Here is an 11,217-nt window from a genome sequence, read left to right as displayed (position 1 = left end):
GCGGTCCGACGGCCCCCGTCAGTCGATCGGCCGCCTCCGGTTGCGTTTGATCTCCGACCGGACCTTCTTCGCGGCCAGGCGGCGCCGCTGGGATCCGCGGGTCGGTCTGGTCGGTCGACGCACGGTGGGCGGCATGACGGCGTCCCGCAGGAGCGCCGCGAGGCGCAGGCGGGCGGCGCCGCGATTTCGGTACTGGGAGCGGTGCTCTGCCGCCGTCACGGTGAGCACCGATCCGTCGAGGCGCGTCGCCAGCGCCTCGAGCACCCGTGGCCGCTGGGCGTCTGTCAGCGCGGTCGTCGTCGAGAGGTCGAGGCTCAGCTGGACCCGCGAGTCCGCCGTGTTCACGCCCTGTCCACCTGGACCGGACGCGTGGGAGAACTGCTCCACCAGCTCGCCGGAGGGCACGACGAGGCCCCGCGGGGCACCCGGCCCCGGCGGCACGCGCAGGTCGTCCATGCCTGCCAGCATGGCGCACCGCTTCGTCGTCTCCGAGGCGGCAGCACGTGCGGCGTCACCCGCCCGTTCCCGTGCGACCGGAGCGACTCCCGGTTTGCACGTCACTGTCTGCTGAGTAACGTAGGCGCGACTGTCAGGTGCACCACACGAGTCGGTCGCAGAAGGATAGTGGCCGGCGACTCCACGATCGAAGGAGCCGACCACCGATGCTCAATCGACTGCACGACCTCCTGCGCCTCCGGACATCGCCCGCGATCTTCTTCGGCTCCGCGGCGATCCTCATCGGATTCGTCATCATCACGATCGTCTTCACGGGCCCCCTCGACTCCGCCGTGGGCGCCGCCTCGAGCTGGCTGATGACGAACCTCGGCTGGTTCTACATCCTCGGCGTGACGGTCTTCCTCGCGTTCCTCATCTTCATCGCCGTCGGCCGGTTCGGCCGGGTCAAGCTGGGGCCCGACGACGAACCCCCCGAGCACTCGGGGCCCGCCTGGTTCGCCATGCTGTTCGCCGCGGGGATCGGCAGCATCCTCATGTTCTGGGGCGTGGCCGAGCCGATCAGCCACTTCGGGGCGCCACCGCGCGAGGCCTCGCTCGGCATCGAGCCGTCGACGACGGCTGCTGCGGCCGACGCCATGAACTTCACCTTCTACCACTTCACGCTGCACACCTGGACGATCTTCACGCTGCCCGCCCTGTGCTTCGCGTACTTCATCCACAAGCGCAACCTGCCCCCGCGCGTCAGCTCGATCTTCCAGCCGCTGCTGGGTGAGCGGATCCACGGGCCGATCGGCAAGCTCATCGACATCGTCGCCATCGTCGGCACCGTCTTCGGCATCGCCGTCTCGGTCGGCCTCGGCACGCTGCAGATCAACGGCGGGCTCGCCCAGCTGTGGGGCGTGCCCGAGAACGCCGCCTGGCAGCTCATCATCATCTCGGTGGTGTGCGGCGTCGCCCTCATCTCGGTGGCGCTCGGCCTGGAGAAGGGCATCAAGGTCCTCTCGAACGCCAACATCGTCATGGCCGTGGCCCTGCTCCTCTTCGTCCTGTTCGCGGGGTCCACCCTGTTCGTCCTCAAGGGCACGATCGAGTCCCTCGGGTCCTACCTCGTCAACCTGCCCGAGCTCGCCTTCTGGAACGACACGTTCGCGGACACCGGGTGGCAGAACACGTGGACCGTCTTCTACTGGGCCTGGACGATCACGTGGTCGCCGTTCGTCGGGATCTTCATCGCCCGCATCTCCAAGGGCCGCACGATCCGCCAGTTCGTCTCCGGCGTGCTCGCGATCCCGGCAGGGTTCTCGGTGATCTGGTTCGGCATCTTCGGCTTCTCTGCCTTCGACATCGAGCTGAACGGCGAGGGGGGGCTCGTCGAACGAGTCGTCGACCAGGAGGACGTCCCGGGCGCCCTGTTCGCGTTCCTCGAGCACTACCCGGGGGCCGGGGTCATCTCGGTCATCGCGATCATCCTCGTGGTGATCTTCTTCGTCACCTCGGTGGACTCCGCCGCGCTCGTGACCGACACGATGGCGAACGGGCACGAGGACTTCAACCCGCTCGGTCAGCGCATCTTCTGGGCGATCGCCGTCGGCCTCATCACCGCCACCCTGCTCGTGTTCTCCGGGCAGGGCGGGCTCAAGGCGCTCGAGTCGACGATCATCCTCGTCGGACTCCCGTTCTTCGTCATCGCGTACTTCCAGATGTACGCCCTCATGCGCGCGCTGCGGGAGGACGCGGGCGAGCTCCCGCCGATCCGGACGCGGCGCTGGAAGAAGGTCCTGCCCCCGGAGGAGCTCGAGCGCCGGCACGACGAGGACGAGCACGACACGACGGAAGTCGTCGTCGCCCCCGAGGCCGCGGAGGAGGCGCCCGAGATGCGCGACCCGTACGTCGAGCGGCCCTCGAGGCGGTGGCGCCGCGAGAAGGGGCGGACGCTGTCCGCCCGCACGGGCAGCGAGCCGAAGGAGTACGGCCGGGCCGTCGACATCGACGACCCGCGCTGACTCAGTCGTTCGTCGTCGTCGGACGGGTCCCGGGCCGTGTGTCCCGGACGAAGAACGATCCGACGACGCCGAGTGCGCCGATCGCCCCGGCCACCGCGAACGCGACGTTCGCACCGTGGATGGCTCCCGACGGCCCGTAGACCTCGGGGTCGCGGGCGGCGCCGGACATCACGGTGACGAGCACCGCGGTCCCGACGGAGCCGGCCACCTGGCGCAGCGTGTTGTTGAGGGCCGTTCCGTGGGGGATGAGGCTCGGCGGCAGCACGTTGAGCGCCGCCGTCGTCACCGGCATCATCACCATGGCCGTGCCGAGCATCCGCACGGCGTTGACCGTTGCGATGTAGGCGAAGGTGGTGTCGGTCGACAGCCGCGCCAGCAGGAACGTGGTCGCCGTCAGCAGGACGAACCCGACGATGCTCAGCGCCTTCGCGCCGAACCGGTCGAAGATGCGGCCCGTGACCGGCGACATGAGGCCCATGACGGCCGCGCCCGGGAGGAGCGCCAGCCCGGACTCCATGCCCGAGTAGTCGCGCATCTCCTGCATGTAGAGCGGGAGGACGAGCATCCCGCCGACCATCGCCATGAACACGCACATCCCGAGCGCGGTGTTGAGGGCGAACATCGGGTGGCGCAGCACGCGCAGCTCGAGGATCGGGTCCTCGATGGTCAGCTGCCGGTGGACGAATGCCACCAGCGTGAGGGCCCCGACGACGAGGGGCACGATCACCTGGGCGCTCGCCCAGCCCGCGTCCCCGGCGGCGCCGAACCCGAACAGCAGGCCGCCGAAGGCGAGGGTCGACAGGACGATCGAGGCGACGTCGAGACGGGGGTCCGACCGCTCGGTGACGTTCCGCAGGATGACGTAGGCGACGATCATGTCGATCACCGCGATCGGCAGCATCATGACGAACAGCGACTGCCACGGCAGGTGGTCGATGATCCAGCCGGACAGGCTCGGGCCGATCGCCGGGGCGAACGCGATGACGAGCCCGAACGTCCCCATGGCCGTGCCGCGCTTCTCGAGCGGGAAGACCGCGAAGAGGATCGTCTGGGCCAGCGGCATGATGATCCCGCCGCCGGCAGCCTGGATCACGCGACCGACGAGCAGCACGGGGTACACCGGTGCCACCGCGCAGACCACCGTCCCCACCGTGAACAGGCCCATCGCGGTGAGGAACAGGGCGCGGGTGGTGAACCGGCGGATGAGGTAGGCCGTGACCGGGATCATGATGCCGTTGACCAGCATGAAGATCGTCGTCACCCACTGGACCTGGCTGGCCGAGATCCCGAAGTCCGCCATGAAGGCCGGCAGCGCCGTGTTGAGCAGCGTCTGGTTGAGGATGATGACGAAGGCGCCCGAGATGAGCACCGTCAGCAGGACGTTGCGGTTGACGGGCGCGGGGGAGCGGGTGCCGTCGCGGGCGGCGCCGTCGTCGGACGAGGAGCCGCGCTCGTGCTCCGCTGGAGTGTCGTCGCTGGTCAGGGTGCAGCCTCTCGGTCCGTCCGCCCGCGGCTCGCGGGGGACTGTCGTCGTCGGAAGTGTCGGTCGGGTCTCGTGCGCGGCCGGGTCAGCCCGTGAGCCGCACGTCGGGTTCGGCGATGCCCTCGTGCTCGAGCCCGGCGAACGCGGCGTCGACAAGGTCGGCGAGCGAGGCCTCGTCGCCCGTCGTCCACCGGCGGATCGAGACCCGCAGGACGCCCACGGCCACGGCCGCGAGGAGGGTGGGCCGCAGGTCGTCGGGCCCGGTGCCGAGGCGCTCGGCGAGAGCCTCGGCCAGGCTCTGCTCGAGGCGCACGTACTGCGCCAGCTGGCGCGTGAGCAGGGGCAGGTGCGCGTGGACCAGGCGCTGCCGTGACTGCAGGCGCTCCCGGTCCGGCCGGACCTCACCGAGCCGGTAGCTGCTGACGATCCCGACCCGGATCGCTCGCAACGGGGGCTCGTCGGGCGGCCGGGCGAGGATCGATCGACAGAAGACGTCCGCCGACTCGGAGGTCTCCGGGACGAGGGCGTCCTCCTTACAGGAGAAGTAGTTGAAGAACGTGCGGGCGGACACACCGGCGGCCGCGCTGATCGCGTCGACGGTGAGGGACTCCATGCCGTGCTCGAGCGCCAGGTCGAGGGCGGTGCTTCGGATGGTCCGGTGCGTCTCCTGCTTGCGCTGCTCCCGCCTGCCGAGGGGAGCCGGTGCGGTGCTCGGGTCGGTCATCGACGACGACGCTAGGTCCGAACATGCAGACTCTGCAAGTTTGCCGATGTGGCGAGGAGGCGTCGTCGTCCGGCGCGGCCGCGCAGGGCACCCGGCCCGGGCAGGATCACGAGGTCGCCCATGTCGCCGGTGTCGTGCGTGCCGTTCAGCGGATCTCGAAGTCAGGCTGTCGTGCGTCGTCGTCGCCCGCAGTGCGGCGGGCGTCAGCACCGCCGGGGGCTGTTCGGGCGTCGACGGGCCGGACGTCGACCGCGTCCACGCGCGCCGCCGGCGGACCGGAGCGGCACCACTCGAGCACCGCGTCGACGTCGCGGCGCGCACCCGTCAGGAGGGCCTCCACCCGGCCGTCGCCCGTGTTGCGGACCCAACCCGACACCGACCGTGAGCGCGCGGCCTCCCGGCACGCCGCCCGGAAGCCGACGCCCTGGACCCGGCCGCTGACGATCACTCGCACGGTGGCCATCGCTCGTGTCCCCCTCACCGTCCGCGGGGCGGTGCCCGGTCCGGGACACCGCCCCGCACGGGCCGGCTCCCGCCGACCCGGACGGTTACGCGAGGTGCTCCTCGGCGAAGACCGTCATCGCGTCCCGGACATAGGCCGCGTAGCTGCGGCCCTCGTCCGAGTATGTCGCGCCGAAGCGCGGGTCGTCGACGTACATCTGGCCGAGGCCGATGAACGCCTCCCTGCCCGGGGGCGTGCCGCCCCACCCGGCACCGACCCAGTCGTACTGGCGGCGGGCCAGCGCCTGGACCTCGTCGCTGCGGACGTCGAGGCCCCTCGCGGAGGCGTCGCCGAAGCCCTCGGCGACGTCCTGGATCTCGCGCTGGAAGGACGCCTTCTCGGTGTTGCTCAGCGAGCGCCACCAGGCGTCGGACTCCGCGTAGGCCTGGTGGCCCCACCGCTCCTCGACCTCGTCCTTGTGCTGCGTGTGGTCGAACCCGTCGAACATGTCGCGTGCCACGAGCCCTCCTCCTTCGTCGATCATGGTGATGGTGGACCGCACCGATCCGGCGACGACGCGGAGCCGCTCGCTCTCGAGGTCGAGCCGCTCCGCGTGCGCTCGCAGCGCCTCGGTGACCGGCATGTCCTCCTCGAGGACCTCGCCGATCCGCGCCAGCCCCAGCCCGAGCTCGCGCAGGACGAGGATCTGCTGCAGCCGCAGCAGGCCCGCCCGGTCGTAGAACCGCACGCCCCCGTGGCCGGTGCGCGCCGGTACGAGCAGGCCGACGGCCTGGTAGTGCCGCAGCGTCCGGCTCGTCGTGCCCGTGAGCCGGACGATCTCCTGCATCGACCATTCCTGGTCCGGCATGGCTCCTCCGTTCGTCGCGATCGGTGCACGCACCACCGTTCCGCTTGACGCCGCGTCAATCGCAAGGGGCGGTGGCATCGCCGTCGGGTGGTCCCGCTCACGGTCACCGGCCGGTGCTCGGTGGTCATTCGTCCGGCGTCGGTCAGCGCCGGACCGTCCCGGGCGCTCAGCCGTCCGTGGGCAGTGCGCCGAACTCCGTGAGCAGCCCGAGGACCCGCTCGTCCATCGCGACCTGGGCGAGGAGGATGCCGATGCTGCCGTCGGGGGTGACGAAGAAGTCCGTGCCCAGCCCGCCCGACCACCCCCACCGGCCGGCGGACGGCCCGGACGTCGTCACCGATACTCCGTACCCCCACCCGGTGGAGTCCCAGAATCCGGGGAAGAAGCTCTCCGGCGTCTTGGCGTTCTCCGGGACCTGGTCCGTGCGGAGCGCGGTGAGCAGCTCCCCGGGGATCAGCTCGCCGGCCGCGAGCGCCCGCAGGAACGCGTGGAGGTCGGTGAGCGTGGAGACGAGCTCGGCGTGGCCCACCTCGAAGGGCGGGGCGACGTAGAAGCCCCCGCCGGCCGGCTCGATCTCCTCGAACTCGTCGGCCCCGCGGCGGTAGGCGGCGGGGAGCCGGTGCGTCCGGCTCGCCGGGACGACGAAGCCCGTGTCCACCATGCCGAGCGGGCCGAACAGCTCGTCCGCCAGGACGCCGGCGGTCGAGGTGCCGGCGACCCGGCCGAGCAGGATCCCGAGGATCCCGAACGAGTGGTGGTACCGCCAGCCCTCGCCCGGCTGGACTGCGAGGGGCAGGGTGGCCAGCGCGGCGAGCCAGTCGTCCTGGCCGAGGCGCGGAGGGGCCTCGTCGGCCTCGGTCCCGTTCGCCGCCATCGCGTCGGCGAGCGGGGAGCCGGGGGCGAGGGCGCCGTATCCGGACATGTTGGTGAGGAGGTGGCGCAGCGTGATCGGTCGGCGCGCGGGCACGGTGTCGTCGATCTCCGCACCCGGATGGACGAGGACGCGCCGCTCGGTGAGCTCGGGCAGCCAGCGGTCGACCGGTGCGTCGAGGTCGAGATCGCCGCGCGCGACGAGCCGCAGCGCCGCCACGGCGGTGACGACCTTCGTCATCGACTGGATCCGCACGATCGCGTCCGGGGACGCGGCGGGTCCGCCGACGGTGAGGTGGCCGACCGCGACCGGATCGAGGTCTCGGCCGAGCGTCGCGACCGCCCCGGGGACCGTGCCCTCGTCGACGTGGCGGGCGAGCGCGGACCTCGTCGTCGCGGGCATATCGCCAACCTACCGCCGGAGCCCGGCGGACGGAACGGGAGGGCGGCCGCGGTCCGGGCGTCCGTCCCGGGGCGGGAGTTCACCGCAGGGGCCCGTCCGGTTCACCTTCGGATGACATCGTCCGGGTTGCCCGTCACACGGCTCCCCCTCCGGCTCCCTCGGGCCGGCCGTACCCGTCTGGAGAGATGTCAACGATGCGTAGATCTTGGACCTCGGGGCTGCTCGCCTCGGCCGCGGCGCTCGCGGTGGTGACCGCCACGGTCCCCGCCGCTGCCACCCCCGACGACGGCGGGGTGATCCCCCTCCCGGCGGCCCCCGGCGCCGCGCAGCCGAACTACGGGCCGGTCGAGCCGGACCCCGGCCAGGTCGAGGCGGGTGAGCCGACCGTCAACGTCGACGAGGGCGAGCGCGTGAGCGGTGTGCACACCGTCGTCACCACCCCGAGCGTGGCCGGCGAGAACCCCGCGAACATCGAGATCGACGGGGTCGCCGACGAGGACGCGCGGGTCACCCTCGGCGCCGAGGCGCTCGCCGAGACCGATGCCGCGTTCGTCCTCGACGTCACCGCCGCGGTCGAGATCGCCTACAGCAACTACCTCATGGTCAACGGCGAGCGGGTGGGGATCCTCGAGCAGATCGCCAACGTCAACGACCACCCGATCAACCTCCCCGCCGACCTCGTCACGCTCGGGCACAACGAGATCGAGTTCCACACCGGGACCCGCGCCTCGACCTGCGGCATCAACCACGACGACGTCGTCATCGGCAACTTCCGCCTCCAGATCCCCGGCGGCGAGCAGTTCAGCAACCCGGCCAACCCCACCACCGGCCCCGCCCCGGGCGCGGACGGGCTGTACAACATCGGTGACGGCAACTGCGGATCGAGCAACAAGCCCCGCTTCCTCACCACGGAGTTCACGGTCGACGCCGAGCCGAACGAGCACTCCGGCCTGCTCCTCGAGCTCGACACCACCGCGCTCGAGGACGGCGAGCACACCCTGGCCGTGACGACCGACGCGGGCGCGACCACCGAGCGCACGATCGTCGTCGACAACACCGGCCCCGCGCTCGTCTCCTCCACGCCCGCCGACGGCGACCACCTCCTCGGCGACGCGGTCGTCGCCGCGGAGGTCGCGGACGAGGCCGGCGTGACCGGCGACGTCGCGCTCACCCTTGACGGCACCCCGATCGCAGCCGGCACCACGATCTCGTCCGACACCCTGAGCGAGGGCGCCCACGAGCTCGTCGTCGAGTCGACCGACGCGCTCGGCACCACCTCGCGCCACGTCGTCGAGTTCACCTCCGCCCCGAACACCCCGGGAATCGCGGACCTGTCGCCCGCGACCGGGACCGCCGGCGTCGGGCTCGACGCGCCGCTCGCGGCAACGGTGACGGACCCGCACGGCGACGACGTCGACGCGACCTTCTACGTGGCCGAGCCCGAGCTGCCGTCGGCCGCCTACCAGGGCACGACCGAGGAGCTCCCGCTCGGCCAGCTCGACCTCACCGGCCAGGAGGAGGCCGACGCCGCGCCGCTCGCCCCGGGCGACGACGAGGTGCTGCGCAGTCCTGCGGCCGAGGGCGTGACGTACCAGCGGTTCGACGTCCCGGTCGAGAGCGACGGCGAGCAGATCGTCTCCTGGTCCGGCGAGGTCGACCCGGCCCGTGGCGCCCGCCTCTACGTGTGGGACGGCGTCGAGCTGACCTGGGACCTCCTGCAGGACGCCCGCGGCTCCGCCGACGGTGCGACCGAGCTCGGCGGGACCGCCGACGCGCAGCACGTCGACGACGGCACCGTCCACCTGCTCGTCGAGGGGTACGACCCCTTTGCCGACGACATCGAGGACCCCGTCGCCGACTCGTTCCGCGACCCGGAGACCTACGACTTCGCGATCGCGCACAACACGGACACGCAGTACCTGTCCGAGGGCGCCGTGGACCAGGAGGGCGCCGCCGCGGACCGCTTCCGGGACGCCTACGTCGACACCACGCAGTGGATCGCGGACAACGCGGACGAGCGGAGCATCGCCTACGCCCTGCACACCGGTGACCTGGTCAACGACGACACCGTCGTGACCGACGACCCGGACTGGATCGCCCACGCCCGGGCGCAGTACGACGTCGCCGACGAGGCGCAGTCGATCCTCGACGACGCCGGCATCCCCAACGGTGTCCTGCCCGGCAACCACGACAACCGGTACGGCAACGACAACTCGCTCTACAACGAGTACTTCGGCCCCGAGCGGTACGAGGCCCTGTCCGAGGACTGGGAGAACGCGGAGTACGGCGGCTCCTGGCGCGAGGGCGACAACCAGAACCACTACGACCTGTTCTCCGCCGGCGACCTGGACTTCGTCGTCGTGCACCTCGGCTACCTCGCCACGGCAGAGGAGCTGGCCTGGGCGAACGAGATCCTCGCGCAGTACCCGGACCGCAACGCGATCCTCGCCTCGCACGAGTACATCAATGCCTCGACGGCGCCGGACGCGCGCGGGGCGACGCACACCGCGCACTGGGGCCAGAACCTCTGGAACGACGTCGTCACGCAGAACCCGAACATCGTCCTCGTGCTCTCGGGCCACGTCCATGGCGTGGGGACCAACGTCCGGCACGACGTCGCGGAGCCCGGTCACCACGTGGTCGAGCTGCTCGCCGACTACCAGGAGTACCTGGTCGATGACGAGAAGACCGCCGGCTTCATGCGCCTGCTGCAGTTCGACGTGGACCGCTCGGAGCTGACGGTGGACACCTACTCCGCCCGCCTCGACAACTTCGGCGCGAACGAGTTCGACTCGGCCACCAACCGTGAGTACGACGGCACCGAGGACGACTTCACCGTGCCGATCGACCTCACGACCCGCACCACCTCGATCGCCACCGACTCGGTCCTCGTCACCGCGTACTCGGACGAGGAGATCGGCACCGACACCGTCGCGTCCGGTGAGACCGCGACCGTCGAGTGGTCCGGCCTCGAGCCGGCCACGACCTACGGCTGGTACGTGGTGGCGCAGAACGCCACGGGCGGCGAGGCCGTCTCGCCGGTCGCGACCTTCACGACGACGTCCGACGGCGGCGAGGAGCCCGGCCCCGACCCGGAGCCCGAGCCCGGTGAGCCGGTGCCGCCGACGCCGGGGCGTGGGTTCTATCTCAACGACGGCTGGGACGCGGTCGCGGAGCACGAGTTCTCCTTCGGCCGCGCCGGTGACGAGGTGCTCGTGGGTGACTGGGACGGTGACGGCCAGGACACCCTGGCCGTGCGCCGCGGGAACGCCTACTTCCTGACGAACTCGCTGTACGGCGGGAACGCGGACGTCGAGCTGGCCTACGGGCGCTCCGGCGACACGGTGCTGGTCGGTGACTGGGACGGCGACGGCGTGGATACGTTCGCCGTGCGCCGGGGCAATGCCTACTTCGTGTCCAACACCCTGGAGTCCGGGGATGCGGAGACCGAGCTGAACTACGGCCGCGCCTCCGACTCGGTGCTCGTGGGGGACTACGACGGTGACGGCGTGGACACGTTCACCGTGCGTCGTGGCAACCGGTACTTCATCGCCAACTCGCTCACCGGTGGGAACGCGGACTCCGAGCTGGCCTACGGGCGGGCCTCGGACGAGGTGTACGTCGGTGACTGGGACGGGGACGCGGTCGACACGTTCGCGGTGCGGCGTGGGATCACGTTCTTCGTCTCGAACTCGCTCACGGCGGTCAACGCCGAGATCGAGCAGGACTACGGCCGCTCCGGTGACGAGGTCTTCGTCGGCGACTGGGACGGCAACGGCACCGACACCCTCGGCGTCCGCCGCTGACCCACCTCACCCGCCGGAACGAGAGGCGGATAGTCTGACCGTTCGCCGCTGACGCGCACGAGCGGTCGGCGGCCCAGGACAGGCACGGAGGCCCGGGACCCCACCAGGGGTTCCGGGCCTTCGCCGTGGATCACGGGACCACCCGGCCCCCGCACCGTGAGG

General features: G+C 71.3%; 8 protein-coding genes. 2 read left to right on the top strand and 6 right to left on the bottom strand.

Annotated features, from left to right (window positions below; genetic code table 11):
* Positions 1-18 precede the first annotated feature (18 nt).
* A complete protein-coding gene (gene arfB, locus ACZLMO_RS03615; protein ID WP_463652861.1) occupies positions 19-456 on the bottom strand; it encodes an alternative ribosome rescue aminoacyl-tRNA hydrolase ArfB in 438 nt (145 codons plus the stop codon).
* A gap of 206 nt (positions 457-662) precedes the next feature.
* On the opposite strand from arfB, the gene ACZLMO_RS03610 reads away from it, so the two are divergent.
* A complete protein-coding gene (locus ACZLMO_RS03610) occupies positions 663-2,459 on the top strand; it encodes a BCCT family transporter (RefSeq protein ID WP_463652860.1) in 1,797 nt (598 codons plus the stop codon).
* A 1-nt stretch (position 2,460) separates the two neighbouring features.
* On the opposite strand, the gene ACZLMO_RS03605 is transcribed toward ACZLMO_RS03610, so the two are convergent.
* The 5 genes from ACZLMO_RS03605 to ACZLMO_RS03585 all read right to left on the bottom strand — a co-directional run bounded on the left by ACZLMO_RS03605 (position 2,461) and on the right by ACZLMO_RS03585 (position 7,249).
* Positions 2,461-3,837 (bottom strand): DHA2 family efflux MFS transporter permease subunit, encoded by a 1,377-nt coding sequence (locus ACZLMO_RS03605; protein WP_463652902.1) that lies wholly within the window; start codon positions 3,835-3,837, stop codon positions 2,461-2,463.
* Between the two features lie 190 nt (positions 3,838-4,027).
* Positions 4,028-4,666, bottom strand: a complete 639-nt coding sequence (locus ACZLMO_RS03600; protein ID WP_463652859.1) for an acyl-CoA-like ligand-binding transcription factor — start codon at positions 4,664-4,666, stop codon at positions 4,028-4,030.
* Positions 4,667-4,811: 145 nt separating this feature from the next.
* A complete protein-coding gene (locus tag ACZLMO_RS03595) occupies positions 4,812-5,129 on the bottom strand; it encodes an acylphosphatase (protein ID WP_463652858.1) in 318 nt (105 codons plus the stop codon).
* A gap of 85 nt (positions 5,130-5,214) precedes the next feature.
* Complete coding sequence (locus tag ACZLMO_RS03590; RefSeq protein ID WP_463652857.1) at positions 5,215-5,976, bottom strand: MerR family transcriptional regulator; 762 nt, start codon at positions 5,974-5,976, stop codon at positions 5,215-5,217.
* Between the two features lie 166 nt (positions 5,977-6,142).
* On the bottom strand, positions 6,143-7,249 hold the full coding sequence (locus ACZLMO_RS03585) for a serine hydrolase domain-containing protein (protein WP_463652856.1): 1,107 nt from the start codon (positions 7,247-7,249) through the stop codon (positions 6,143-6,145).
* A gap of 194 nt (positions 7,250-7,443) precedes the next feature.
* Between ACZLMO_RS03585 and ACZLMO_RS03580 the strand changes: the two genes are divergently transcribed.
* Positions 7,444-11,055: a metallophosphoesterase gene (locus ACZLMO_RS03580; RefSeq protein ID WP_463652855.1), complete on the top strand. Its 3,612-nt coding sequence runs from the start codon at positions 7,444-7,446 to the stop codon at positions 11,053-11,055.
* Positions 11,056-11,217: the final 162 nt, after the last annotated feature.

Source organism: Georgenia sp. G2120 (assembly GCF_055326485.1).
This window is presented reverse-complemented; position numbering and strand designations above follow the sequence as displayed.

Excerpts from the sequence above, each read along its gene's own strand:
- arfB (WP_463652861.1), bottom strand. The coding sequence starts at position 456 with ATGGACGACCTGCGCGTGCCGCCGGGGCCGGGTGCCCCGCGGGGCCTC.
- ACZLMO_RS03610 (WP_463652860.1), top strand. The coding sequence starts at position 663 with ATGCTCAATCGACTGCACGACCTCCTGCGCCTCCGGACATCGCCCGCG.
- ACZLMO_RS03600 (WP_463652859.1), bottom strand. The coding sequence starts at position 4,666 with ATGACCGACCCGAGCACCGCACCGGCTCCCCTCGGCAGGCGGGAGCAG.
- ACZLMO_RS03595 (WP_463652858.1), bottom strand. The coding sequence starts at position 5,129 with ATGGCCACCGTGCGAGTGATCGTCAGCGGCCGGGTCCAGGGCGTCGGC.
- ACZLMO_RS03590 (WP_463652857.1), bottom strand. The coding sequence starts at position 5,976 with ATGCCGGACCAGGAATGGTCGATGCAGGAGATCGTCCGGCTCACGGGC.
- ACZLMO_RS03585 (WP_463652856.1), bottom strand. The coding sequence starts at position 7,249 with ATGCCCGCGACGACGAGGTCCGCGCTCGCCCGCCACGTCGACGAGGGC.
- ACZLMO_RS03580 (WP_463652855.1), top strand. The coding sequence starts at position 7,444 with ATGCGTAGATCTTGGACCTCGGGGCTGCTCGCCTCGGCCGCGGCGCTC.